Source organism: Kitasatospora sp. NPDC059646, from assembly GCF_042734615.1.
Classification (GTDB): domain Bacteria; phylum Actinomycetota; class Actinomycetes; order Streptomycetales; family Streptomycetaceae; genus Kitasatospora.
Genome location: NZ_JBHWDS010000050.1, coordinates 13,727 through 37,256, shown reverse-complemented (window position 1 = coordinate 37,256; position 23,530 = coordinate 13,727). Strand labels below are relative to the sequence as shown.

The following is a 23,530-nucleotide window of genomic DNA, read 5'->3' as shown; positions in this document are numbered from 1 at the left end:
GGACGCGCGAACGCCGACGGCCGCCCCTCCCGACATGAGGGGCGGCCGTCGGCGTGTGCGGGTGGTCCGGTTTCACGGACCGGTCGGGCGGAGGTGCCTCAGATGGAGAGGACCTGGCCCGGGAAGATGACGTCGGCGCTGGCGCCGATGGTCTGGGCGTTGGCCTTGAACAGCGCGTCCACGGTGGTGCCGTGGGCGGCGGCGATGGCGCTCAGGGTGTCACCGGACTTGACGGTGTAGCTGCCGCCGTCGGTCTTCGCGGCACCGGAGTTGTGCTTCTTCCAGGACTGGCCGCCCTGGTACTTGTCGGCCTGCGACGCGCCCTGGGCCTTGGCGCCCTGGGTCTGGTCGGCGGCCGCCGGGGCCTGGCCGCGGGTCTGCGAGCGCGAGGCCGCGCCGTCACCGGCGGTGGTGTTGGTGGAGGCCGCGTCGCTCTGCGTGGTGGCCGGCTTCGAGGACTTGGTGGAGCCGGTGGCGGCGGTCGAGCCGGTGGCGGCGCTCGACGAGGACGAGGTGTCGACCTGGGCGGCGGCACCGCCCTGGGTCAGACCGGCCTGGATCGAGCACACCGGCCAGGCGCCGGGGCCCTGGGAGGCGAGCACCTTCTCGGCGACGGCGATCTGCTGCGCCTTGGTGGCCAGGTTGGCCTGCGGGGCGTAGGCGGTGCCGCCGTACGCGGCCCAGGTGGAGGAGGTGAACTGCAGGCCACCGTAGAAGCCGTTGCCGGTGTCGATGGACCAGTTGCCGGTCGACTCGCACTGGGCGACCTTGTCCCAGGTGGACACGTCGGCGGCGGAGGCCGAGGTCGCCGTAAGGAGGCCGGCCACCGGGAGAGCGGCCACCGCGGAGCCCGCCACGATGGCGGCCCGGACGCGGTTGCGGTTGCGGCTGCCCTTCTCGGCGGTGGTGGCGGTCTTGGCGGCAGCGGTCTCGTTACGGAAGATCATGCGATTCCTTTCGGATGCCCCGGGCAGGCAAGGCGGAACCAGAGCCCCTGGCGGGCCTGCTGTCTCTCGCGCTTGTGGATCGGACGGTGCCGTCTCTTGCCGACGTGCTCTCCGTCGCGGTCACCCTGCCCGTGCGGGCGGCTCGGTGGCCGCTCCGGGGCGTTGGTGTCGGGTGATCCCGGGTAGTGCGCCCTGCACTGGTTACGAAGCTACGGGCGTCCGGGCCGAACTCCAAGCATTCCAAGGTCTGTGCAGGTCAGAGCCATGTTACCGGCGGTACAGCGGGGTTTTCCGGCGGCCCGGCCCGCGAAATTCCGGGCCCGGGCCGCGCGCGCTGTGACCGGCCTCACCGGATTCGACCGCCTTCCGCCGGGGAACCGCGCACCCTGTGTGACGGACGGCCGACCGACCGCCGACCGTCCGGCCCCCCGGCTATGGGCCGGGCCACAGCGACCACGGCCGGTGCACCCGGCGGTCACCCGCCGTGGCCGGCGCGCCGTCGTTCGGCCCGCCGAACTGCCGCGTCAGGACAGCGCGGTGAGGACGCGGGGCCCGTCCTCGGTGATCGCCACGGTGTGCTCGGAGTGCGCGCCGCGCGAGCCGTCCGCGGACCGCAGCGTCCAGCCGTCGGGGTCCACCCGCAGCTTCGCGGTGCCCGTGCACCACCACGGCTCCAGCGCGAGCGTCAGGCCCGGGCGCAGCTCCAGGCCGCGGCCCGGCCGTCCGACGTTGGCCACGTGCGGGTCCTCGTGCATGGTGCGGCCCAGGCCGTGGCCGCCGAAGTCGGTGTTGATGCGGTAGCCGGCGCCCTGGCCGACCGCGGCGATGGCCGCCGAGAGGTCGCCGATCCGGTTGCCGGGGACGGCCGCCGCGATCGCCGCGTCCAGCGCGGCCCGGGTGGAGTCGATCAGCCGGACGTCCTGTTCGGCGGGCGTCCCGGCGACGACGGTGACGGCGGAGTCGGCCACCCAGCCGTCGATCGACACCGCGAAGTCGAGGCTGATCACGTCGCCGTCCCGGAGCACGTAGGGATGCGGCTGTCCGTGCAGCACCGCGTCGTTCACCGACAGGCAGATCACGTTGCGGAACGGCCCGCGGCCGAACGACGGCGCGTAGTCCCAGTAGCAGGACACCGCTCCGCGCTTCTCGATCAGCTTCCGGGCCCGGTGCTCCAGGTCCATCACCTCCCGGCCCGGCTCGACCATCCCCGACAGCTCCGTCAGCGTCTCGGCGACGAACCGCCCGGTGGCGGCCATCTTCTCGATCGCCTGCGGCGTCTTGAACTCGATCACGACACGACTCCCTGCACAGCGGCGTCGCGCCGCCCGCTCGGACTGCCGGTATTTGAATACCGGCCGGACGCAGACACCCTAGCAGCCAATCGGTATTTAAATACCGCCCAACGGGGTCGAAGCGGAACGGCGCCCGGTTCGAGTCCGGTTGCGGCAGCAGCCGGCCCCCTACGGCCGGGCGGCGTGCAGGAGGGCCTCGATCGCGATGCGGGCCCGGTGGGGTGCGGTCGGGTCGCCGGTGATGGCGGCGGTGACGATGGCGCCCTCGGCGAGCAGTTGGACCGGGGCCGGGTCGGGGATGCCTGCGGCGCGGGACCAGTCGGCGAGGTGGCGGTGGAAGGCCTCCTTGTGGGTGCGCACTTCGGCGAGGACGGCCGGCGAGGACGGGCCGAGTTCGCCGAAGGCGTTGATCCAGGCGCAGCCGCGGAAGCCCGGCTCGGCGCACCATGCGGCGAGCCAGTCGAAGGCGGCCAGGAGTCGGGCCCGGGGGTCGGCGTGCGCCTCGACGGCGCTGGTCAGGCGGCCGCGCCAGCGCAGGTCGCGGCGGCGCAGGACGGCGACCACCAGGTCGTCCTTCGCGGGGTGGAGGCGGTAGATGCGCTTGAGCGGCAGCCCGGAGGCGGCCCGGACCTCGTCCATGCCGACGGCGCGGATGCCCTTCTCGTAGAACAGCGCCTCGGCGGCGTCGAGGAGCTTCTCGCGGTCCTGCCGGGTCTGTTCCTCGGTGGGCGGGGCGGGCATCGGGCGGCTCCCTGCGCGGCATTGACGTGGAGAACGGTCGTTCCCTAGCCTAGCGTCCACGCCCGGTCGAGAACGCTCGTTCTCGACCGGCTCCGAAGGACCCGCCAAGCCCAACGAGCCGGACCCGCCGAGGAGGCCGCCGTGACCGAGGACCGCCCGCCCCACCCGCCGTTCACCCGCGACAGCGCGCTCGCCAAGGTCCGGGCCGCCGAGGACGCCTGGAACAGCCGCGACCCGCAGCGCGTCGCCCTCGCCTACACGCCCGACTCGGTGTGGCGCAACCGCGACGCCTTCCTCACCGGCCGCGCCGCGATCGTCGAGTTCCTGACCGCGAAGTGGGCCCGCGAACACGAGTACGCGCTGCGCAAGAACCTGTGGGCGTTCGACGGCGACCGGATCGCCGTCCGCTTCCAGTACGAGTGGCACGACGACGAGGGCCAGTGGTGGCGCAGTCACGGCAACGAGCTGTGGGAGTTCGACGCGAACGGCCTGATGCGCCGGCGCGAGGCCAGTATCGACGACGTGCGGATCGCCGCCGCCGAGCGCCGCATCCTCGGCCCCCGGCAGGACGGCGAACCCGAGCTGCCCGTGCGCTGAACCCTTCCGCCGCCCGGCGGAGGAGACGCCGGGCCGCCGCGTTCAGTAGCGTGGCGGCATGGTGCGAGTCCCCCTCACCCCCGAACAGATCGACGCCGGCCGGCGCCTGGGCGCGCTGTTCCGCGAAACCAGGGCCGGCCGCGACCCGGTCGCCGTCGCCCAGAGCGCCGGCATCTCCCCCGAGACCCTCCGCAAGATCGAGATGGGCCGGCTCCCCAGTCCGGGCTTCGGCACGGTGGTCGGCCTGTGCGCCGCGCTGGACGTCCCGCTGGACGACGCCGCCCAGGTGTGGCTGGGCGTGGTCGCCGACGAGCGCCGCGCGGCGGGCTGACCGCCGACCGTCGGACCCTCGCACCACCGCCCGTCCGGCGGCCCCGAGCACCGCGTACCGCTCGCCCGGCACCGGTCCGCCCCGGAGCCCGGCGTCCGCCGACAGCGGTTCGATCCACGGCCCGGGCGCCAACGGCCGTACGGCGCCGGCCGGTTCGGCCGCCCCGCCGCCGCCCGCCCAGGGCGGTTCGCCCGCGCCCGGCGGGTACGGCCCGGCTTTCGCGCCCGGCGGGTACGGCCCGGCCTTCGCGCCCGCCTCCCGTCGGCGGTCCTCGACCCGCACCGGCCGGCCGCCCGGGGGCGGCAGGGTCGGCCGGCGGCGGAGCGCGGTCTCCGGGTCGGGCAGCGTCCAGCAGGTGCCGGCCGAGCACCGCGTCGAACCGCTCCGCGCCGCCGGGCGGCCGCACGGCGGCGCCCGTCGGGAACCGCCCCGGCAGGCGCGTGCCGGCCGGCTTCGCCCGGGCCGCGCGACCGTCCCCGCCGCCGGGTCCACTCCCGTGACCCGGTGTCCGGCCTCGCCGCGCGGCAACGACAGGGAGCCCGTCCCGTGCCCGGCGTCCAGGACGTCCAGCGGCCCGCCCGGCAGCCACCCGGCGGGCCTCCGCTCCCGTGCCCGGGGCAGCCGCCCGCCCGTCCGCTGCCCACCGCTTCCCCGGGTCGCCGAACCGGCTTCCCGTCGGCGAGTTGAGGGCTCCCGCGACTGATCCCGCGTCAGTTCGGCGCCGCCGCCGGCCGGGCGGGGCTCCGGCTGAGCAACTGCGCGGTGCGGTCGGTGAGTTCGAGCAGCCAGTGCGGGTCGCCGTGCCGGCGTCCCCAGTGGGCGGCGGTCACCGCCCGGACCTGCGCCCAGCGGCGGACGCGTTCCGGGTCCAGTTCGGCGGCCTCGGCGTAGATCGCCAGGCGGCGCAGCAGCGCGCGGTGCGGGTCGGCGGCGGCGAGCAGGTCCTCGACGCGGGTGCGGAGCAGGGTGAGGCCGTCGTACGCGGGGTCGCCGACGTGGCCCTTGGGGTCGATGGCCAGCCAGGGTTCGCGTCCGGCGCGCAGGACGTTGCCGAAGTGCAGGTCGCCGTGGACGAGGGTGTCGGGCTGGTCGGGCCCGAGTTCGCGGAGGGTGGCGATCGCGGCGTCCACCACCCGTCGCGGCAGCGGCCGGGGCAGCCGGTCGGCGTCGCGGCGGAGGTCGTCCGCCCACGGCCCGGCCTGCTCGCTCAGTCGCGGCAGGCCCGGCGGCGCGGCGACGGCGAGCGTCCTGGTGAGGCGGCCGGCGACGGCGACGGCTTCGTCCACGTCGGGGTGGTCGGCCAGGGTGTGCGCGTCGGCCCGTTCCAGCAGCATGGCGAGCCGGTCGTCGTCGCGCCGGTGCAGCCGCACCGCGCCCCGGCCGCCCCACGCGGCGTACGCGTCCGGTTCGTGCACGTTCCCCGGGTGCGGGAACGAGACCTTCAGCACCGCCGGCGCCCCGTCGGCGCCCCGCACCGGCAGCACGAGTCCGACCTGCCCGTGCGTCGGCGCCCCGTCCGGCCGGCACCCCCACTGGTCCAGCAGCGCCTCGACCAGCCCGGGCAGCGCGGCGATCCACGCCCGGCCCGGCTCTCCCTCCCGCGCGACGGTGCCCCGCGCGAGCCCCTCCGGAATCCCGATCACCGCCGCACCCTACCCCCCGCTCAGCCCGTCAGGGCCAGTCGCAGGGCCAGCACCGCGACCAGGCCGTAGCCCGCCGCGTAGGTGGAGCGGCGGACGGTCGGGCCGAGCCTGGCGCCGGCGAAGGCACCCGCGGCGGCCAGGACGTGCTGCCAGGCGAGGGACGCCAGGAAGACGCCGGTGACGAAGGCGCTCGCGCCGGCCCGGACACCGGTGCCGCGGGCGGCGACGAGGGCGGTGAAGTAGAGCGCGGTGGTCGGGTTGACGAGGGTCAGGAGGGCGAAGCGGACGAAGGCGCGGGCCGCGCCGCGCGGTGCCGGGGCGGCGTCCGGTTCGGCGGTGCGGCGCAGGCCGAGCAGGCCGCGGACGGCGATCGCGCCGAGCAGCAGGGCGGAGACGGCCCGCACCGCGCCCTCGTGGCCGGCGAGCAGCTCGGCGACGCGGGGGCCGGCCAGGACGGCGACGGCCGCGTACGCACCGTCCACCGCCGCGACGGCCGTGGCACCGCCGGCGGCCGGCGCCCAGCCGCGGCGGCCCTCCTGCAGCAGCAGCACGCCGACCGCGCCGAGCGGCACCGCCACTCCCAGACCGGCCACCGCGCCTTCGACCACCGCACCCGTCGTCATCCCCCGACGATGGCGGGCGGGCCCGGCCGCCCGCACCTCATTTTCGGCCCGCACCGCCCCGCCGGTGGGCGGCCCGCAGCGCGCGCACCGAGCGGTACGACCGCACGGACAGCGCCGACCGCGCCGACAGCACGGAGGCGGCGCTGCGCCAGGACCCCACGGACAGCACCGAGCACGCCGACCCGACCGAGCCCAGCGACAGCGCCGAGCAGACCGACCCGACGGACAGGAAGGAGCACACCGATCCGACCGACAGGAAGGAGTACGCCGATCCGATCGACAGCAGCGACCCCGTCGAGCCGATCGGGCGTCCCGCGTCGACCGCCCTGCGCCACGCGTTCCGACCGTCCGCCATGCCACGACCTCCCGTTGTTCCCGATGGTGTGTCAGGAGTACCCGTCCGCGACCCGGCCGATCGCCGCGCCCACCCGGTCGGCGCGTCGGCGCCCGCGCCTGCTTGGATGGGGGCCGGTCGCCGACGGGGCGGGTCGTCGCTGGTCAGGAGGTTGCGGTGGGTGCCGAGGTGCTGTCGCTGGGCTTGTTGGGCCTGGTGCTGTGGTCCGCGGTGCGGCGGCCTTTCGGGTGGCCGGAGGCGGTGGTGGCGGTTCCGGCGGCGGGGCTGCTGGTGGCGGTCGGGGCGGTGTCGCCCGCGGCGGCGTGGGCCGAGCTGGCGCGGCTCGGGCCGGTGGTGGGGTTCCTGGCCGCGGTCCTGGTGCTGGCCCAGCTCTGCGACGACGAGGGCCTGTTCGAGGCGTGCGGCGGCTGGATGGCGAGCGCCTCGGGCGGCCGGCCGGGGCGGCTGCTGGGGCAGGTGTTCGTGGTGGCGGCGGTGGTGACCGCGGTGCTCAGCCTGGACGCCACGGTGGTGCTGCTGACGCCGGTGGTGGCGGCCACGGCGGGCGTCCTCGGGGTCCGGGCCCGCCCGCACGTGTACGCGTGCGGCCACCTGGCGAACACCGCGTCGCTGCTGCTGCCGGTGTCGAACCTGACGAACCTGCTGGCGTTCACCGCCAGCGGCCTCACCTTCGCGCGGTTCACCGCGCTGATGGCGCTGCCGTGGCTGGTCGCCGTCGGCGTCGAGTACCTGCTGCTGCGCCGTTTCTTCGCCGCCGACCTGGCCGTCCCGGCGTCCCGGCCTGCGCCCGTCGAGCGCCCCCGGCTGCCGCGGTTCGCACTGTGGACGGTGGCCGGAACGCTCGCCGGGTTCGTGGTGGCCTCCGCGGTCGGCGTCTCCCCGGCGTGGGCGGCGGCGCTCGGCGCGGCGGTGCTGGCGGTCCGTGCGCTGGCGGCGGGGCGGACGAACGGCCGCCGGCTGGTGCGCGCGGCGTCGGTGCCGTTCCTGGCGTTCGTCCTCGCGCTGGGCGTGGTGGTGAAGGCCGTGGTCGACAACGGGCTGGCGGGGTGGCTGGCCGCCCTGGTCCCGGCCGGCGGGTCGCTGCCGACGCTGTTCGCGCTGGCCGCCCTGGCCGCGCTGCTGGCGAACCTGGTGAACAACCTGCCCGCGACGCTGCTGCTGGTGCCGCTCGCCGCGCCGGCCGGGCCGGGGGCGGTGCTGGCCGTCCTGCTGGGCGTCAACATCGGCCCCAACCTGACCTACGCGGGCTCGCTCGCCACGCTGCTGTGGCGGCGCATCGTGCAGACCCGGGCGATCGACGACGGCGGCCTGGCCACCTTCACCCGGCTCGGCGCGCTCACCACGCCGGCCACCCTGGCCGCCTCCGTCCTCGCCCTGTGGGCCTCGCTGCGGCTGATCGGCGCCTGACCGGCAGCCGGTCGGCGCCCGACCCCGCCCACAATCCGGCCCCGAACGGCGCCGGACCGCCCCGGCTCGGCCGCTGACCAGCGGCGGAGCGGGCCCGGCGGGCATCCGGGGGACGCCTGTCCGGCATCCGGGCGGCGCCCCGCCCGCCCGAACAGCCGAGCGGATGCGCAGCCCGGATGAAACCCCGGCAGCCTCACCCGCCACTCCTGGCCCGGGCCGCCCCGGAGGCCGTAGGGTCGGCTCCGCCCCGGGTCGGGGAGATTTCCCCGCACTTTTCCGTTATCCGTCGGCCGCCGGCGGATCTCCGAAGGTGTGAGGGCAGGACGCGAGAACACGAGGACGGACCGGGCTGTGGACAGTGGGCGGGTGGCGGCGCTGGTCGGCCGGGCGCAGCACGGCGACCGGCAGGCGGTGGCGGAGCTGGTGGGCGGTCACCTTCCGCTGGTGTACAACGTGGTCGGCCGGGCGCTGTCGGGGCATCCGGACACCGACGACGTGGTGCAGGAGACGATGCTGCGGGCGGTGGACGGGCTGCCGGGGCTGCGGGATCCGGCGGGGTTCCGCAGCTGGCTGGTGGCGATCGCGGTGAACCAGGTGCGCCGCCGCTTCCGTGACCAGAGCGCGGCGGGCGCCGCGCAGGCGGTGCCGGACCCGGTGGCGGTGGCCGATCCGGCGGCGGACTTCGTCGGGCTGACGATCGTCCGGCTGGGGCTGTCGGAGCAGCGGCGGGAGGTCGCGGAGGCGACCCGCTGGCTGGACGAGGGCGACCGCGACCTGCTGGCGCTGTGGTGGCTGGAGGCCGCGGGCGAGTTGTCGCGGGCGGAGCTGGCGGCGGCACTGGAGGTGTCGCCGCAGCACGCGGCGGTGCGGGTGCAGCGGATGAAGGGCCAGCTGGAGGCGGCCCGGGTGGCGGTGCGGGCGCTGGGTGCGGTGCCCGGCTGCGCGTGGCTGGCGGAGCTGACGGCGGGGTGGGACGGGGTGCCGAGTGCGCTGTGGCGCAAGCGGATCGGCCGTCACGTGCGCGAGTGCGCGGTGTGCGGGGAGCACCGGCGCGGTCTGGTGCCGGCGGAGGGGCTGCTGGCCGGTCTGACGCTGGTGCCGCTGCCGGACGGCGGGGTGGGCCTGCCGGCGGAGTGGACGGGTGCCGCCTCGCCGGCTCCGGCGCGCGGCCCGGTCTCGCACCGGCGGGGTTCGGGCGGCGGGGCGGCCGGGGGCGGCTCGCACCGGGCCGGTGGGCGGTCGGCGGACGGCCCGGCGGACCGGCGGGGCCGCCGGGAGGCGCGTCGCCGCGGCCGGCGCCGGGTGCTGGTGGGCGGCGGCGCGGTGACGGTCGCGGTGGGGCTGCTGGTGGCGGTCGCGCTGCGGGACGGGCCGGCGCCGGCGGACGTGGCGGACGCGCAGGTTCCGGTGGCGGCGGGTCCGGGGGCGGCGGAGGCGCTGGTTGATCCGGCGGGCGGCACCGCGCCGGCCCGGTCCGTCCCGCCGTCCGGGTCGCCGAGCGCCGCGCCGTCGCCGTCCGCGCCGCCGTCGTCGCCGCCGTCGAGCCAGGCTCCGGTGCCGGCGCCGCCCGCGTCCCGGCCTGCCGCGTCGCCGACGGCGGCGGCTGCCGCGAAGCGGTCGGCGGATCTCGGGCAGCAGGTGCTGGACCTGGTCAACGTGCAGCGCGCCCAGGCGGGTTGTCCGGCGATGCGGTCGAACGCGCAGTTGACGGCGGCGGCGCAGGCGCAGTCGGACGACATGGCGGCGCGCTCGTTCTTCGACCACACCAACCCGGACGGCGAGGGTCCGCAGCAGCGGATCGACGCCGCCGGGTACGAGTGGAGCGGCTGGGGCGAGAACATCGCGCGGGGTCAGAAGGACGCCGCGGCGGTGATGAACAGTTGGATGAACAGCCCGGGCCACCGGGCGAACATCCTCAACTGCAAGTTCACCGAGCTCGGGGTGGGGGTGCGCCAGGGCGCCGGCGGGCCCTGGTGGACGCAGGACTTCGGCACTCCGGGCTGATCGGGCGGCGCGCCGCCCGCCCACCCGTCCGGTCGCCCCGCCCGCCGGGCGGGCGGTCAGTCGGCGACGGCCTTGGTGCCCTCCCGGGGGCGCGGGACGGCGTCGGCGGCGTCCGCGGCCGTGGCCACGGCCGGCGCGGGCTCGGCGAGGACGGCCGCGCGCAGGTCGGCGAGGGCGTCGTCGACGGAGTCGTGGACCTCGAAGATCCGCTGGATGCCGAAGAGTTGGAGGATCTTGCGGGTGTGCGTCTCGGGGCCGGGCAGGACCAGCCGGAGCCGGCCGCCGCGGGAGGACAGCATGCGGCGGGTGGCGACCAGGACGGCGAAGCCGGTGGAGTCGCAGAAGTCGACCCGGCTGATGTCCACCACCATTCGCAGGCAGCCCTCGGTGACCAGTCGCTGGAGGCGCTCGCGCAGTGCGGAGACTCCGCTGATGTCCACCTCGCCGGCGACCTGGACGACCGTCCAGCCGTATCGCTCCCCGTAGCTCACGCTCAGTGCCACTCTGGTGCCTTTCTCCTGGGATCGCTGGGGGTATGCGGCCTCTGCCCGATTCCGGCGGCGCGAACCCTGTTCCGAGTGACGATTTCGCGGCTGGAGGGAGGAATTTCCGCGAAATGTCATGGCCAGGGTCCGTTCGACGGTCGAATTCGATGCTCCACCCGACGATCTGCACAGGATTTCCTCCGCTTGGCGGTACCCGGCGCGGCGCGCGCCGTCCCGGCCGGGACGCGCCGGCCGGGGGCCGGTGCCAGGCTGGGTAGGGAGTGCCCGGCGAAGGGAGAGCGCCATGATCACCACCGATTTCGTGCCCGGCTCACCGTGCTGGCTGGACCTGGGCGCGCCGGACGTGTCGGCCGCCGCGGACTTCTACGGGGCGGTGCTGGGCTGGGAGTTCGAGCCGCTGGAGGGCTCCGCCGACGGGTTCGGCCTGGCCCGCTCGGACGGGCGGGCGGCCGCCGGGATCGGGCTGCTCACCGAGCAGGGCGCCCGGTCGGCGTGGATGGTGTACTTCTTCACCCCGGACGTCCACGAGACCGCGGCCTCCGTGCTGCGGGCGGGCGGCACCGTGCGGGTGGAGCCGCGGGACGCCGACGGCTGGGCGTCGGTGGCGCAGTTCAGCGACCCGCAGGGCGGCCAGTTCGCGGTGTGGACGCCGGGGCGGGCCCGGGGCCTGGAGGTGGCCGACGACCCGGGCGCGCTGTGCTGGACGGAGCTGTACACCTCGGACGCGTCCGCGGCGCTGGCGTTCTACCAGGCGGTGTTCGGCTGGCAGCGCGAGGACATGCCGATGCCCGGCGGCGGGGACGCCACCTACTCCATCGTCACCCCGGCCGGGCAGCCCTCGGAGCGGATGCACGGAGGTGTGCTGCAGGTGCCGCCGGAGCAGCTGGCGCTGTCCCGGGGCGCGGCGGCCTGGCATCCGGTGTTCACGGTCTCCGACTGCGACGCGGCCGCGGCGACGGTGCGCACCCGGGGCGGCGAGGTGCTGGTCGGCCCGTCGGACGCGCCCGGGATCGGGCGAATGGCGGTGTGCGCGGACGGCGCGGGCGCGGACTTCGTCCTGATGACCCCGGCAGCGGTCCCGGCTTCCTGACGGGTGGTCAGCTCTCTTTCGCCGAACCGTTTTTGTCGATCTCGCGGCCTTCGCGCAGGCGCTGCGCGACGGCGTCGGGCGCGACCAGCGGGGCGGGGTAGCCGGCCGGGCGCCGGCCGGCCCGCCACGGGCGGTGGATCTCCCGGCCGGGCAGCTCGGCGAGTTCGGGCACCCAGCGGCGGACGTACGCGCCGTCGGGGTCGTACCGGTCGGCCTGGGCGAGCGGGTTGAGGACGCGGTTGGGGCGGGTGTCGGTGCCGGTGCCGGCCACCCACTGCCAGTTCAGCTGGTTGTTCGCCAGGTCGCCGTCGACCAGGTGGGCGAGGAAGTGCCGGGCGCCGAGCCGCCAGTCCAGGTAGAGGGTCTTGGCGAGGAAGCTCGCGGTGAGCAGCCGGGCCCGGTTGTGCATCCAGCCGGTCTCGGCGAGCTGCCGCATCCCGGCGTCGATGATCGGGAAGCCGGTGCGGCCCTGCTGCCAGGCGGCGAGTTCGGCCTCGTCGGTGCGCCACCGGTCGTGGCGGGTGCGGTAGTCGGCGTGTGCGGCGGCCGGCCGGGCGGCCAGCACCTGGTGGTGGAAGTCGCGCCAGACGAGTTGCCGGACGAAGGCCTCGGCGCCGGGGCCCTCGCGCCGCTCGGCGAGGTGGGCGAGTTCGTTCGCGGACAGGCAGCCGAAGTGCAGGTAGGGCGACAGGTGCGAGGTGCCGTCGGCGGCGAGGTCGTCGTGCAGTTGCGCGTACGACTCGGTGTGCCAGCGCTGCCAGGCCCGGCGGGCGGCGCTCTCGCCGGCCTCGGGCAGCCTGCGGGCGTTCGGCCGGGCCTCGCCGATGGCCGTGCCGCGCGGGCCGTCCGGGGTGCTCAGGGTGCGCGGCGCGGGCAGCGGGGTGCGGCGGCGGACCTGCTGCCAGGCCCGGTGGTAGGGGGTGAACACCGCGTAGTGGTCGCGGCCGGCGGGCGTCACCGCGCCGGGCGGGACGGCCGTCACCGAGCCGTCGTGCACCTGCAGCCGGTCGCCGAGGGCGCGGCGCAGCCGCTGTTCGCGCCGCCGGGCGTAGCCGCTGACGCCGGCGGCGACGTGCACGCTGACCGCGTCGACCTCGGCGGCCAGTCGGGCGGTCTGTTCGGCGGTGTCGCCCCGGCGGTGCAGCAGCCGGCTGCCGGCGCGGCGCAGCGAGGCGTCCAGGTCGGTGAGGCAACCGGCCAGGAAGGCGCGGCGGTTGGGGGCGTCGAATCCGGCGGCGGAGATCGCCGGGTCGGTGACGAACAGCGGGACGACCTGGTCGGCGGCCGTGCGGGCGGCGTGCAGGGCGGGGTTGTCGTGCAGGCGCAGGTCCTGGGTGAACAGGACGACGGCGACGGTCATGGGGTCTTCCGTTCTCGGGCCCGGCGGATCGAACTCCGGTGCCGGGCGGGTGGGGTGACGCGGCGTCGGGCCGCGCCGGGGACGGCCGTCCCCCTTGCTCTTTCGGACCGGACGGCGGCGGGCATGAGCGCCGGCGGCGAAGTCCCGGGCGGACGAAATTCCCGGGGAACCGGGAACATCCCGGCGCGCGGCCTCGTTCCCCCAGGGTCCAGTCGCCTCATCGCCCCTGGGAGCGTTGTGCCCGAGACCGCGTCCGCCACGTCCACCCTCTCCCCCGCACCGACCGTCCTCCCCGTCCTCCCTGCCCCGAGCGTGCAGGCCGAACGCCTGATCGGGCTGGGGGTGCACGAGATCGCCGGCCTGTCCGCCGCCGAACTCCGCGCCTTCGCCGCGGCCGCCGACGCCTCCGGCGCGGGCGGCGAGGGCGTGCTGCTCGCCGTCCACCCGGACCGCGCCCCGGCCTCGGCCCTCGCGCCGCTGCTGCGCCGCGACGACAAGCCGGGCTTCGTGGTCGTCGACATGGCCGACGTCGACCTGTTCACGCCGATCGACACGGTCGCGCTGCCCGACGCCCCGCTGTACCTCCTGACCGGCGTCGACCGCGGCGACCGGATGGCCAACTGGAGCCCGGACGAGGCGCTTCCGGCCCTCGCCGCCGAGGAGCGCACGCCGCTGCTGCTCACCGAGGGCATCCACTGGGTGCTCCAGCAGCCCGCCGCACTGGAGCGCAACCGCTGCTTCATGACGATCGGTTCGCGGCTGCGCAAGGCGAACGGCGCGGTGGACGCCCGCACTCCGGCGGTGTGGATCAGCAACGGCACCGGTCGGGACGGCCGGGAGCGCCGCAACGCGCCGAAGGTCGGCTGGTGCTGGGCGGGCAACCGGCACACCTGGCTGGGCTTCGCCTCCGCAACGGGCCGTCAGGTCGGCGGTCGCACCGCCGGCTGACCGGGCCGTTCCGCGGATCCGCCGGCGCCGGGCGGGGCACGACACGTCCGGCACCGGCGGATCCGGCCGCCCGGCCGGTACGGTCGGCTGCGGACCACCGCGGGCCGTCCCGGCCCGCGCACCCTCGACGCGGCAGGAGCAGGCACCGTGCAGCAGCTCACCTACGGAGACATCAAGGCGGCCGGCGACCGGATCGCCGGCCGGGTCCGGCCCGTTGCGGTGGCCCCGCTCCGCACCGGCGGCGACGGGCGCGGCGGCGAGGTCTGGGCCGCGCTCGAACTCCTGCAGCACACCGGCTCGTTCAAGGCCCGGGGCGCGCAGAACTTCCTGCAGGCGCACCGCGAGGCCGGCACGCTCCCGGACGCGGGGGTGACCATCGCGTCCGGCGGCAACGCCGGCCTGGCGTGCGCGTGGGCGGCGCAGCAGCAGGGCGTGCGGGCCACGGTGTTCCTGCCGGAGAACGCCCCGGCGGTGAAGGTGGCCCGGCTGCGCGGGTACGGGGCGGACGTCCGGCTGGTGGGCGCCGAGTACGCGGACGCGCTGGCGGCGTGCGAGCAGTTCGCGGCGTCCGCCGGGGCACTGGCCTCGCACGCCTACGACCATCCGCTGATCGCGGCCGGCGCGGGCACCCTGCTGGACGAGATCCTCCATCAACTCCCTGCCGTGGACACGGTGGTGGTCTCGGTCGGCGGCGGCGGCCTGCTCGCGGGAGTGGCCACGGCGGCGGCCGAGCACGGGGTGCGCACCGTCGCCGTCGAGCCGGAGGGGTCGCGGGCGCTGCACGCCGCGCTGGCGGCGGGCCGGCCGGTGGACGTGCCGGTGCACTCGGTCGCCGCCGACGCGCTGGGCGCCCGGCGCGCCTCCGCGGCCGCCGTTCAGGCGGCCCGGCAGAGCGGTGCGCGAAGCATCCTGGTGCCCGACACGGAGATCGTCCGGGCCCGCCAACTCCTGTGGAGCGAGCACCGGTTGGCCGTCGAACACGCCGCCTCCACCGCCCTGGCCGCGCTCACCGGCGGCGCGTACCGGCCCGCCGACGGCGAGCGGGTGTGCGTGGTGCTGTGCGGCGCCAACACGGACCCTGGCACGCTCGACCGGGCCGCGCCGTCGAACTGACATGCCGTCAGTCGGTGTCGGCCGCCCGCGATTTCCGCCCTGTCGGACGGCGGCGCTACGGTGCCGCCCATGACTTCACCCTCCATCGCCGCGGCCGACTGGGACCGCCGGCTGGCCGACGCCTTCGGCATGATGCTCGGCCGGCCGCTGCACGAGTTCGACCCGGGCGCGGTGTACGCGGCCGGCGTGAGCGGCAACCTGATCCGCGAGGTCGAGTTCGACCGGGACGCCGCCTGGGTGCGGCCGCAGGCCCTGAGCGGCGCCGAACCGGTCGTCTGGGACTGCTCGTTGTTCGACGACAGCCCGCGGACGCCGGTGTTCGACGCCGCCGGTTCGGTCTTCGCGGTACCGGCGGAACAGGACGCGCCCGCCCTGCCCGAGCCGTTCGCCTCCGCGGTCGCCGCCGCCTGCTTCGCCGAGGGCCTGATCCGCGGCGCGGACCTCGCGCCGCTGGTGGTCGAGCACGGCGTCGATCTCGCCGCGCACCCCGGCAGTTGGGCGGTCTCCTTCGCCCGGCTCCGCTCCGACGACACCCTCCTGGACGCGCTCCGCGCCGCGCTCGACACCGGCCGCACGCCCGAGGACCTGGTGCCCTTCGAGGCCGCCCCGGAGGAGCACTGGGAGGACGGCCTGGCCGCCGTGGAGCCGCCCGAACTCCGGGACCACCTCGGCTACTTCCTCACCGACGGCGAGGAGGGCCTGAGGCCGATGCTCGACGACGCCCCCGCCTGGGGACTCGACGCGTACGGCTGCGAGCCGGTGATCGGCTGGGAGGACGGCTTCGGCCAGGTCGACCTGGCGGTGATCCGCCTGAGCGGGCCGGTCGCCGGACGGAACCCCGTTTGCCGCTAGGCCTGTTCGGCGACCGCTTGGCGGTACAGCACGGTGCGGAAGATCCCGGAGACCGTCGAGCCCAGGAGCAGCGCGGCGGCCAGGACCAGTCCGGCGAGGACGGCGGCGGCGACGGCCGGGCCGGGGCGGTTCGACTCGACGGCGAGCATCAGGGCGACCAGGCCGCCGAGGACGGCCAGGGCGAACGGGAGGGCGATCCACGCGGAGCCGAAGATCTGCGGTCGGAAGGTGGTGCGCAGCAGCCGGCCGGAGCGGCGGGCGGCCTCGCGGATCGGCAGGTCGTCCAGCACGATGCCGGGCAGCACCAGGTAGGTGGCCAGCGACCAGGCGCCGTCGGCGACGACGCCCACCAGTTCGCCGACCACCGGGATCCGCTCCAGTTGGCGGGCGGCGACGAGCACGGTGCTGCTGAGCAGGCTCCAGCCCAGCAGCCTGCGCCAACCGGCGACCGACGCCCGGAGGTTGGCCCCGTACCGGGCGGGCGTCCCGTCCAGTGCGTCGGCCACCGCCCGGGTCATGGCGGCGGTGCTGACGGTCAGTCCGAAGCCGAGTGCCAGGTATCCGGCCACCAGGGCCGCCGCCGTTCCGGGGCCGGCCCCGTCCGTGCCGTTCAGCACGACGGGTGCGACGGCGGCCGATCCGATCAGCAGGACCTGTGCCGCGCCGAGCAGCGGGAACACCACCAGCCCGCCGCGCTGCCGCAGCACCGCCCAGGACGCCCGTACCGGATGCGCCGTCGCCATCGCCCGTTCCCCGCTCTCCACCGAAGTGCCGTGTCGATCAACGGCGGGGGCGAGCGTACCGGCCGGCGGCGACGGCTCCGGCGGCGGGTCGGCACCGTCCGCGCGGGCGCGGTCAGGCCAGTTCGAGCACCAGCTTTCCGGTGTTCGCACCGTCGAACAGCATCTGCAGGGTGCCGGGGAAGTCGTCGACGCCGCCCTTGACCAGGTGCTCGCGGGCGGTGAGGCGGCCGTCCGCGAGCCAGCCCGCCAGCTCGCGGGCGGCGTCCCGGTAGCGGGCGGCGTAGTCGAACACCACGAAGCCCTCCATCCTGGCTCGACGGACCAGCAGCGCGAGGTAGTTCGACGGGCCCTGCACGGCGTCCTCGTTGTTGTACTGGCTGATCGCGCCGCACACCACCACCCGGGCGTGCAGCGCCAGCCGGGTCAGCGCGGCGTCCAGGATCGGGCCGCCGACGTTGTCGAAGTACACGTCGATGCCGTCCGGGGCGTGCGTGCGCAGCGCCCGGCGGACGTCCTCGGAGCGGTGGTCGATCGCCGCGTCGAAGCCCAACTCGCCGGTCAGCCACTCGCACTTGTCGGCGCCGCCGGCGATGCCGACCACCCGGCAGCCCTTCACCTTGGCGATCTGCCCGACCAGGCTGCCGACCGCGCCGGCCGCGCCGGAGACCACCACCGTCTCGCCCTCGCGCAGCGCGCCGACCTCCAGCAGCCCGAAGTACGCCGTCATGCCGGGCATGCCGAGCGCGCCGAGGTACGTCGGCAGCGGCGCGAGGTCCGGGTCGACCCGGTGCGCGCCGCGCCCGTCGGACAGCGCGTACTCCTGGACGCCGAACGTGCCGGTGACGAACTCGCCCACCCGGAAGGCGGGATGGGCCGACTCCACGACCTCCAGCACCGATCCGGCGCGCATCACCTCGCCGATCCCGACCGGCGGCAGGTAGGACGGGCGGTCGTCCAGCCAGCCGCGCATCGCCGGGTCCACCGACAGGTACCTGGTCCGTCCGAGGAACCACCCCTCCGGCGGGGACTGCACCGGCTCCTCGGTGGACGCCCAGTCCTCGGGGCGGACGGCGCCCACCGGGCGGCGGGCGAGGCGGATCTGACGGTTCACGGCCGACATGGCGCGCTCCTGCGGGACGACGATCACGGCTACGGACCGGGCCGCCGACGCTCGGGGGTGCGGTCGGCGGCCCACCTGCCCGAGTCTAAGCAAGCGCTTAGTCATCTGACCAGACGCCGGGCCCGGTCCGGTTCACGGCCGGCACCGGTTCGCTTCGCGGGACGGGCCCCGTTCAGTGCGCGGCCGGGGCCGGGGCCGGGTGCCGGTCGCGGAAGGTGAAGGCGTCCGGGCCCGGGCCGTGGTCGCGGATCCGGGCGAGCCGGTCCATCACCTCGGCCACGCTCGGGCGGTGGCCCGCCGGCACCCACCACAGCGCCTGGTGCGGGCCGTCGGGGCGTTCGAACCACTCGCGGCGCCGGCTCAGCACCCGCAGGTGGTCGCTGCGGTAGGTGTACTCCCACAGCGCCTCGGCCGACTCCCACACCGAGGCGTTGATCAGGAAGCGTTCGTCCGCCACCTCGGGGTGCGCCGCGACCGCCTCCGCGTCCACGGTCCCGTCGTCCACGAACCGCCAGACGAAGCCGGGGCTGCGGTCGGCGAGGGCGTTCATTTCGTCCAACTGGCCGACGAAGTCGGCGACCCGCGGGGAGTCCCGGGGTGCGACGAGGCGGCCGACGTTGACCTGAGCAAGGTGAAAGCCAGTCATGGCGCAAGCATGGACCGGACCTTCATCTAAAGTCAACGATCATCGTTTTTAGAGAGCGCCACGCAGCAGCCGCCCGCGCACGCCTCCATCGCCGCCGTCCACTCCTCCCCCGCCAGACCGTCCAGCAGCGCCAGGTTCATTCCGCACACCAGCCCCGGGAACTCCTGCGCCAGCGCGTGGAACGGGCAGTTGCGCAGCCGCAGCACCTCGCCGTCGCGGAACGGCGCGTAGCCGCGCGCCCGGAGCTCCTCCTCCAGGTCCGCGCCCGCGCCGGCCTCCGCCGCGCCCGCCGCGCGGGCCGCCGCCTGCAACTCCAGGTCCAGACCCGCCCGTTCGACGGTCTCCGCGAGCAGCCGGCCGGCCGCGTCGTACGACCGGGGCGGCACCGACACCGCGAACTCCCCGTCCGACCGCCGGTACAGCTTCGCCGGACGCCCCGCCCCCGGCCCCGTCCGCCCCGTCAGCCGGCGGTACGACACCGCCAGCAGCCCGGCCTCCACCAACTTGTCCAGGTGGAACGCCGCCAGCGACCGGGAGACCCCGGCCGCCTCCGCCGCCGCGTCCCGCCCCATCTCCTCCGGCGCCGCCGCCACCAGCCGGTACAGCCGGCGGCGCACCGGGTCGCCCAGCACGCCCAGCGCCGCGTACGAGTCGTCCTCTGCAGTCATCCGGCGAGTCTATGACCAGCCGTCGCAGCTCAAAGACCGCGAGCCGCGCGAATCCGCCCGGGGACCGCCCGCCGGCGCCGGGCTCCGGGGATTGCCCGACACCACTATCTACACCTCTGTAGAGTGACTCCGACCGATCGGACTCGAAGGAGGCCCGCAGTGCACCCGCAGCAGCTGCAGACCGACCCCGCCTGGTCCCCGCCGGAACCCGAGGTCAGCCCCGCCTACCAACCCGTCGAGGTCCGCCTCGACGACACCGACACCTGGACCCTCGGCCGCATCAACGCCTGGTGGCACGCCCCCGACGGCACCCCCTGGTGCCGCCTGCGCCTGATCGGCGCCGCCCCGCACTGGCGGCCCTACGATCCCGAGCGGATCCTGCTGCTGCCCGTGTACGGCACCTGACGGCCCGTCGGCGTTCAGGCCGCGTCCTCCTCGGGCCCCGGCGCCAGGTCGACCAGCAGCGGCACCAGCTCGGGCGCGACCCGGGCGAACTCCTCGACCAGCTCGTCCCACGGCGTCAGCGCCAGCGCCTCGACCAGCAGCAGCCGGCCCTCGGCGCCCGGCCCGCGGCGGGCCGCGAGCATCGCCAGCGCCCGGCCCCGGCAGGCGGGATCCCCGAGGCCGTCGGCCAGCGCCCGGGCCTCGGCCCACCGGTCGTTGTCGGCCAGGCAGGCCGCCAGGTACGGGGTGGTGCGGTCCTTCAACGGCGAGGCCTCCAGCAGGGCCAGCCAGGTCTGCGCGCGCGGGAGGTCGCCGGCGGCGGCCGCGGCCCGGACCACGGCGGCGACGCTGTTGTCGTGCTCCACCTCGTGCCTGACCCGCGCCACCAGCCGCTCGGCGGCGTCCAGTTCGCCCCGCTCGGCCAGCGCCTCGACCACCTCGTGCCGGAGCACGTCCGCGTCCCAGCCGTCCTCGAACCCCTCGATCAGCTCCAGGCACCGGTCCAGCTGCCCGGTCGCCGCGCAGGCCCGGATCGCCGCGCTCCGGTACCAGAGCCGCCGGGTGGGGCCGGCGGCCGCCTCCACCAGCGCGAGCAGTTCGGCCGTGATCCGCTCCGCCGCTGCGCCGTCCCCGATCCGGACGCAGGCCGCGGCCACCTCCGCCAGCGCGTCGCCGCGCTCGGCCGGGTGCGGCAACTGCCGGGCCAGGTCGGCCTCGTCCGCGAGCAGCCGCCCGGCCTCCTCGGCCTGCCCGACCGCGCTCAGCCCCAGTGCCAGGGCGATCCGGTGGAGCGTTCCGGCGAACCGCCGGTCCGTCAGCTCCGGCCGCCGCCGGAAGCGCCCGAGCAGCCGGGCGCCGCTGTCGCGGTGCCCCAGGCGGCCCAGGGTCGCCGCCGCCTCCGCGACGGCCCGGGCCCTCGGCGTCGTCCGGGCGCGCCGCCGGGCGAGCAGGGCGGCGGCGCTCGCCAGCTCGCACGGGTCCTGCCGGTGTCCGGCCTGCCACAGCACGTCGGCCGTCTCGACCAGCAGCAGGGCCGCGTCGCGGTCGGTGGCCAGCTGCGGGGCCAGCGCGTACCCGTGCTCCACGACGTGGGCGGCGGCCTCCTCCGGCCGGCCGTCGCGCAGCAGCCGCCGGGCGATCGCGTGCCGCACCAGCCAGGCGTCGTCGGGCTCCGCGATCTCCGCCAGGGCCGCCGCCGCCCCGTCGAGGTCGCCGTTGTGGGCGCGCGCCCGCGCGATGCGGGCGAAGGCGTAGGCCCGGTACTCCGCGGTCAGCTCCGACCGGTCGACCGACTCCCGTGCCTCCCGGTGGAATCCGCCGCGGGCCAGGTCCTCGGCGATGTCCGGCAGCGACCACTGCGCCTCGGCCGGGTCCAGCCGCGCCGCCTCCGCCGCCGCGTCCCGCTGGAGCCTTCGCAGCGCCGCGGCGAACGAGCGGCCGCCCGACGCACGTCGCACGACCACGGCCCGCCAGGTCGCCCGCAGGCGGGGGTCCCGCTCGCCGGACGCGATCTCCTCGGCCTGCCTCAGCGCCTCGTGCGCCCCGCGCCGGTCGCCGAGCAGGTCCAGTGCGGCGGCCCGGGTCGCCGCCAGTTCCAGGCGCCGGAGCCGGCTCTCCACGGCGGCGGCCGCCGCCGTCGCGTCCTGCGCGACCGCCTCGGCGAACTCCCGGTGCTCCGCCCCGACCCGGTCGGCCGCCAGCGCCCGGAGCAGTGCGGTCAGCGCGCCCGCCCGCCGCTCGGGGTCGGACAGGCTGCGGGCCGACTGCCAGGCCTCGCCGAAGCGTCGGGCGTCGACCAGCCCGCGGGCGATCCCCTCCCGGCACCTGTCCCGGTCGGCCGCCGCGTCCAGCCCGTCGGCCACCGCGTTCGCCCGGGGCAGCTCACCGGCCGTCGCCAGGACCCGGGCGACGGCGGTCAGCGAAGTGATCCGGTCGTACGGGTCCCGGTGCGAGCGCGCCAGGTTGACCGCCCGGTCCAGGTGGCCGAACTTCGCCCAGCAGGCGACGAGTTCGGTCGGCACCCGGGAGGTGAGGTCGTACAGGGCGTCCCGGGAGACCGCGACCCGCAGCGTCCCCGCCACCGGGACCTCGCCCGCCGTTCCGCCTCGCGCCACCAACACGTCCATCGCCGCGCCCAGTTGGCCGAGCGCGTCGAAGTCCGAGCCGGCGGTCTCCCACAGCCGCTGCTGCCGGGCCCGGTCGGTGACCAGCTCCACCAGCCGTTCGGCGTCGCCGAGTTCGCCCAGCAGCCGCCCGTAGCCGCGCAGCAGGTACTCGGGCGTCCCGGTCGGCCAGCCGGCCTCGCGGTGGCCGTCCGCCCAGCGGTGGAGCCGCACCCGGTGCTCGGCGAGCTCCTTGCGGGTCGTCAACTCCTCGGCGCTGCGCCGGATCTCCTCGTGCGCCAGCAGGTACACCCCGGGCCCGTCGGCGTCCCACTGGCCGGCCCGCCACTGGAAGCTGCGGCCGTCCACCGCCGACAGTTCGCGCTCCACCAACCGCCGTGGCGTGTCCGTCAGTTCGGCGAGGTCGGGGGCGCTCAGGCCACCGCCGGCGGCGACCGTGAGGCCGACCAGCTCCCAGCCGAGGCCGCCCGCCTCCTTGAGGCGCAGCAGGTCCTCCTCGGCGTCCCGCCGGATCGCCTGCGCCGCCTCCGAGAGCTCCAGCGGATGGTCGATGCCGGTGGTCCGCAGCGGGTGCCCGGGCGGGACGTCGCCGGGGACGGGCGGGTGCGGGCGGCCCGCCACGACGAGGCGCAGGCCGTGCGGCGGGGTGCGCGGGAGGAGTGCGGCGATGCTGTGGCAGTCCGGGCCGGGGCGGACCCCGCGGTCCTCGTCGAGGCCGTCGACCACCAGCACCAGGCGGCGGCCCTGCTCGGCGCAGTGGGCGGCGGCCCGGTCCAGGGCGAGCCGGAACTGCTCGTCACGGGTGTGCGGCGTGCAGAGCGGCTCCTCCTCCCCGAGCAGGGCGTACAGTTGACGCTGCACCACCTCGCAGAACGCGGCGGCGTCCGCCTGGCCGGCCAGGCGCGAGGTGATGAAGAACGCCGCGACGTCCGTCCCGGCGGGCGGGTGCAGCACCAGCTCGGCCAGCAGCGCGGACTTCCCGGCCCACGCCGGGGCCAGCCAGCGCCAGTAGCCGCCGGGTCCCGGCTCGGTGCAGAAGGCGTGCAGCTGCGCCAACTCCTGCTCCCGGCCGACGAATTCCGCCGCCGCGAGGGCCTGCACCTGGTGCAGGTACCCGGAGACGGCGATCGGCCGCCCCGCGACCAGGTGAACATCGCCCTTGTGCACCCCGCTGTTGGCGTAGCCGCCCGTCCGGGCGCTCGCCTGCCCGCTCCCCCGTACCAGCGCCCCTACCACGACCCGGCCCGATCAGCCGTTCCGGTGACCGGAGTTGGCGGTGCCGCCGCTGTCCGCGCGGGCCTCACCGGTGTCGGCCACCCGGACCTGACCGGCGGTACTTCCGCCCTGGTAGCCGGTGTTGGCGCTGCTGCCGGGCCCCGCGGCGACGGCCGCCCCGGTGCCGGTGACCTCGACCGTCCCGCCCCGCGCCCCCGCGACCAGCGGGTACACGGCGGCGCCGAGCGCGGCGACCGCGACCACGGCGGAGACCACTCCCGCCACCTTGTTCGCCTGATCCCACGTCAGGAACGCCAGCGCCCCGGCGAACAGGGCCACCGCGAGCCCGGTCACCACGATCACGGTCCGCTGCACGACGCCCTCCCCGACCCCGCCGACTGGTCCCCCTACTTCACCAGAGTCCGTCCCCCGCGCGCAAAACCGGCGGCGGCCGCCCGCCGGTGCTACGGGGTGTCGCCGACGTGCTCCCAGCGCTGCGGGTCGCCGGGGCGGGGCTCGTAGTGGGAGCGGCCGGTGTCGCCGTAGCGGCTGAGGTGGGTGGACAGGGCGGCGCCGTCGGCGAGTTGCTCGGCGTCCCAGCCGGTGACGTCCAGCAGGAGGCCGTCGAGCGGGCCGCCGCACAGCTCGCGGTAGGTGCGGCCGGCGCGCGGGCCGGGGTCGTCGTGCTCCGCGCCGTAGACCCGGCCCCGCAGGAGTTGCTCGTCGTGATCGTCCATCGGTCCAGGCTGCCACCCGCGACCG

The 23,530-nt window shown here is 76.4% G+C and carries 24 protein-coding genes; 9 read left to right on the top strand and 15 right to left on the bottom strand.

The features are described 5' to 3' along the window. Positions 1-98 precede the first annotated feature (98 nt). The 3 genes from ACFV1L_RS28535 to ACFV1L_RS28525 form a co-directional block, all read right to left on the bottom strand. A complete protein-coding gene (locus tag ACFV1L_RS28535) occupies positions 99-947 on the bottom strand; it encodes a transglycosylase family protein (protein WP_380371049.1) in 849 nt (282 codons plus the stop codon). Between the two features lie 524 nt (positions 948-1,471). Further along, positions 1,472-2,239: a type I methionyl aminopeptidase gene (gene map / locus ACFV1L_RS28530; protein WP_380371047.1), complete on the bottom strand. Its 768-nt coding sequence runs from the start codon at positions 2,237-2,239 to the stop codon at positions 1,472-1,474. 168 nt (positions 2,240-2,407) lie between these two features. After that, entirely contained in the window at positions 2,408-2,980 is a 573-nt protein-coding gene (locus tag ACFV1L_RS28525) for a TetR/AcrR family transcriptional regulator (RefSeq protein ID WP_380371044.1), read from the bottom strand. Between the two features lie 141 nt (positions 2,981-3,121). On the opposite strand from ACFV1L_RS28525, the gene ACFV1L_RS28520 reads away from it, so the two are divergent. Further along, the gene (locus tag ACFV1L_RS28520) at positions 3,122-3,577 is read left to right on the top strand and encodes a nuclear transport factor 2 family protein (RefSeq protein ID WP_380371041.1); all 456 of its coding nucleotides are present in this window, start codon (positions 3,122-3,124) and stop codon (positions 3,575-3,577) included. A gap of 58 nt (positions 3,578-3,635) precedes the next feature. Continuing rightward, on the top strand, positions 3,636-3,908 hold the full coding sequence (locus ACFV1L_RS28515; protein WP_380371039.1) for a helix-turn-helix domain-containing protein: 273 nt from the start codon (positions 3,636-3,638) through the stop codon (positions 3,906-3,908). A gap of 710 nt (positions 3,909-4,618) precedes the next feature. On the opposite strand, the gene ACFV1L_RS28510 is transcribed toward ACFV1L_RS28515, so the two are convergent. Genes ACFV1L_RS28510 through ACFV1L_RS28500 form a run of 3 tightly spaced genes read right to left on the bottom strand, consistent with a single transcriptional unit; the run spans position 4,619 to position 6,529 of the window. Then, complete coding sequence (locus ACFV1L_RS28510; protein ID WP_380371037.1) at positions 4,619-5,551, bottom strand: aminoglycoside phosphotransferase family protein; 933 nt, start codon at positions 5,549-5,551, stop codon at positions 4,619-4,621. A 20-nt stretch (positions 5,552-5,571) separates the two neighbouring features. Next, a complete protein-coding gene (locus ACFV1L_RS28505) occupies positions 5,572-6,174 on the bottom strand; it encodes a LysE family transporter (RefSeq protein WP_380371034.1) in 603 nt (200 codons plus the stop codon). Between the two features lie 37 nt (positions 6,175-6,211). Further along, positions 6,212-6,529: a hypothetical protein gene (locus ACFV1L_RS28500; RefSeq protein ID WP_380371033.1), complete on the bottom strand. Its 318-nt coding sequence runs from the start codon at positions 6,527-6,529 to the stop codon at positions 6,212-6,214. 156 nt (positions 6,530-6,685) lie between these two features. Here ACFV1L_RS28500 and ACFV1L_RS28495 point away from each other — a divergent pair, with 156 nt between their 5' ends. Further along, positions 6,686-7,936: an SLC13 family permease gene (locus tag ACFV1L_RS28495; protein WP_380371031.1), complete on the top strand. Its 1,251-nt coding sequence runs from the start codon at positions 6,686-6,688 to the stop codon at positions 7,934-7,936. 351 nt (positions 7,937-8,287) lie between these two features. After that, entirely contained in the window at positions 8,288-9,940 is a 1,653-nt protein-coding gene (locus ACFV1L_RS28490; protein WP_380371029.1) for a sigma-70 family RNA polymerase sigma factor, read from the top strand. A 56-nt stretch (positions 9,941-9,996) separates the two neighbouring features. On the opposite strand, the gene ACFV1L_RS28485 is transcribed toward ACFV1L_RS28490, so the two are convergent. Continuing rightward, entirely contained in the window at positions 9,997-10,443 is a 447-nt protein-coding gene (locus tag ACFV1L_RS28485; RefSeq protein ID WP_380371027.1) for an STAS domain-containing protein, read from the bottom strand. Between the two features lie 286 nt (positions 10,444-10,729). Between ACFV1L_RS28485 and ACFV1L_RS28480 the strand changes: the two genes are divergently transcribed. Next, complete coding sequence (locus tag ACFV1L_RS28480) at positions 10,730-11,536, top strand: VOC family protein (RefSeq protein ID WP_380371024.1); 807 nt, start codon at positions 10,730-10,732, stop codon at positions 11,534-11,536. Between the two features lie 7 nt (positions 11,537-11,543). On the opposite strand, the gene ACFV1L_RS28475 is transcribed toward ACFV1L_RS28480, so the two are convergent. Continuing rightward, positions 11,544-12,896 carry a cryptochrome/photolyase family protein gene (locus ACFV1L_RS28475; RefSeq protein ID WP_380371021.1) on the bottom strand — a complete coding sequence of 451 codons (1,353 nt, stop codon included), beginning with the start codon at positions 12,894-12,896 and terminating at the stop codon, positions 11,544-11,546. Between the two features lie 237 nt (positions 12,897-13,133). On the opposite strand from ACFV1L_RS28475, the gene ACFV1L_RS28470 reads away from it, so the two are divergent. From ACFV1L_RS28470 to ACFV1L_RS28460, 3 genes are all read left to right on the top strand, one after another. Further along, on the top strand, positions 13,134-13,844 hold the full coding sequence (locus ACFV1L_RS28470; protein ID WP_380371018.1) for a DUF5701 family protein: 711 nt from the start codon (positions 13,134-13,136) through the stop codon (positions 13,842-13,844). A gap of 147 nt (positions 13,845-13,991) precedes the next feature. Next, positions 13,992-14,957: a serine/threonine dehydratase gene (locus tag ACFV1L_RS28465; RefSeq protein ID WP_380371015.1), complete on the top strand. Its 966-nt coding sequence runs from the start codon at positions 13,992-13,994 to the stop codon at positions 14,955-14,957. Positions 14,958-15,026: 69 nt separating this feature from the next. Beyond that, on the top strand, positions 15,027-15,809 hold the full coding sequence (locus tag ACFV1L_RS28460) for a hypothetical protein (RefSeq protein WP_380371012.1): 783 nt from the start codon (positions 15,027-15,029) through the stop codon (positions 15,807-15,809). Here the strand turns inward: ACFV1L_RS28460 and ACFV1L_RS28455 are convergent. The 4 genes from ACFV1L_RS28455 to ACFV1L_RS28440 form a co-directional block, all read right to left on the bottom strand. Then, a complete protein-coding gene (locus ACFV1L_RS28455; protein WP_380371010.1) occupies positions 15,806-16,552 on the bottom strand; it encodes a DUF6159 family protein in 747 nt (248 codons plus the stop codon). The genes ACFV1L_RS28460 and ACFV1L_RS28455 overlap by 4 nt on opposite strands. A 112-nt stretch (positions 16,553-16,664) precedes the next feature. Continuing rightward, a complete protein-coding gene (locus ACFV1L_RS28450) occupies positions 16,665-17,672 on the bottom strand; it encodes an NADP-dependent oxidoreductase (protein ID WP_380371007.1) in 1,008 nt (335 codons plus the stop codon). 172 nt (positions 17,673-17,844) lie between these two features. Then, a complete protein-coding gene (locus ACFV1L_RS28445; protein WP_380371004.1) occupies positions 17,845-18,318 on the bottom strand; it encodes a DUF3291 domain-containing protein in 474 nt (157 codons plus the stop codon). 32 nt (positions 18,319-18,350) lie between these two features. After that, positions 18,351-18,986 carry a helix-turn-helix transcriptional regulator gene (locus tag ACFV1L_RS28440; RefSeq protein WP_380371001.1) on the bottom strand — a complete coding sequence of 212 codons (636 nt, stop codon included), beginning with the start codon at positions 18,984-18,986 and terminating at the stop codon, positions 18,351-18,353. Positions 18,987-19,145: 159 nt separating this feature from the next. Between ACFV1L_RS28440 and ACFV1L_RS28435 the strand changes: the two genes are divergently transcribed. Further along, positions 19,146-19,391 carry a hypothetical protein gene (locus ACFV1L_RS28435; RefSeq protein ID WP_380370998.1) on the top strand — a complete coding sequence of 82 codons (246 nt, stop codon included), beginning with the start codon at positions 19,146-19,148 and terminating at the stop codon, positions 19,389-19,391. 14 nt (positions 19,392-19,405) lie between these two features. Here ACFV1L_RS28435 and ACFV1L_RS28430 read toward each other — a convergent pair whose 3' ends face one another. The 3 genes from ACFV1L_RS28430 to ACFV1L_RS28420 all read right to left on the bottom strand — a co-directional run bounded on the left by ACFV1L_RS28430 (position 19,406) and on the right by ACFV1L_RS28420 (position 23,505). Then, the gene (locus ACFV1L_RS28430) at positions 19,406-22,789 is read right to left on the bottom strand and encodes a hypothetical protein (RefSeq protein WP_380370995.1); all 3,384 of its coding nucleotides are present in this window, start codon (positions 22,787-22,789) and stop codon (positions 19,406-19,408) included. A 12-nt stretch (positions 22,790-22,801) separates the two neighbouring features. Then, positions 22,802-23,143 (bottom strand): hypothetical protein, encoded by a 342-nt coding sequence (locus ACFV1L_RS28425; protein WP_380370993.1) that lies wholly within the window; start codon positions 23,141-23,143, stop codon positions 22,802-22,804. Between the two features lie 89 nt (positions 23,144-23,232). Next, positions 23,233-23,505 carry a hypothetical protein gene (locus tag ACFV1L_RS28420; protein WP_380370991.1) on the bottom strand — a complete coding sequence of 91 codons (273 nt, stop codon included), beginning with the start codon at positions 23,503-23,505 and terminating at the stop codon, positions 23,233-23,235. Between the last annotated feature and the right edge of the window lie 25 nt (positions 23,506-23,530).

Excerpts from the sequence above, each read along its gene's own strand:
- ACFV1L_RS28460 (WP_380371012.1), top strand. The coding sequence starts at position 15,027 with ATGACTTCACCCTCCATCGCCGCGGCCGACTGGGACCGCCGGCTGGCC.
- ACFV1L_RS28475 (WP_380371021.1), bottom strand. The coding sequence starts at position 12,896 with ATGACCGTCGCCGTCGTCCTGTTCACCCAGGACCTGCGCCTGCACGAC.
- ACFV1L_RS28445 (WP_380371004.1), bottom strand. The coding sequence starts at position 18,318 with ATGACTGGCTTTCACCTTGCTCAGGTCAACGTCGGCCGCCTCGTCGCA.
- ACFV1L_RS28440 (WP_380371001.1), bottom strand. The coding sequence starts at position 18,986 with ATGACTGCAGAGGACGACTCGTACGCGGCGCTGGGCGTGCTGGGCGAC.
- ACFV1L_RS28480 (WP_380371024.1), top strand. The coding sequence starts at position 10,730 with ATGATCACCACCGATTTCGTGCCCGGCTCACCGTGCTGGCTGGACCTG.
- ACFV1L_RS28535 (WP_380371049.1), bottom strand. The coding sequence starts at position 947 with ATGATCTTCCGTAACGAGACCGCTGCCGCCAAGACCGCCACCACCGCC.
- ACFV1L_RS28525 (WP_380371044.1), bottom strand. The coding sequence starts at position 2,980 with ATGCCCGCCCCGCCCACCGAGGAACAGACCCGGCAGGACCGCGAGAAG.
- ACFV1L_RS28450 (WP_380371007.1), bottom strand. The coding sequence starts at position 17,672 with ATGTCGGCCGTGAACCGTCAGATCCGCCTCGCCCGCCGCCCGGTGGGC.
- ACFV1L_RS28500 (WP_380371033.1), bottom strand. The coding sequence starts at position 6,529 with ATGGCGGACGGTCGGAACGCGTGGCGCAGGGCGGTCGACGCGGGACGC.
- ACFV1L_RS28515 (WP_380371039.1), top strand. The coding sequence starts at position 3,636 with ATGGTGCGAGTCCCCCTCACCCCCGAACAGATCGACGCCGGCCGGCGC.
- ACFV1L_RS28455 (WP_380371010.1), bottom strand. The coding sequence starts at position 16,552 with ATGGCGACGGCGCATCCGGTACGGGCGTCCTGGGCGGTGCTGCGGCAG.
- ACFV1L_RS28420 (WP_380370991.1), bottom strand. The coding sequence starts at position 23,505 with ATGGACGATCACGACGAGCAACTCCTGCGGGGCCGGGTCTACGGCGCG.
- ACFV1L_RS28505 (WP_380371034.1), bottom strand. The coding sequence starts at position 6,174 with ATGACGACGGGTGCGGTGGTCGAAGGCGCGGTGGCCGGTCTGGGAGTG.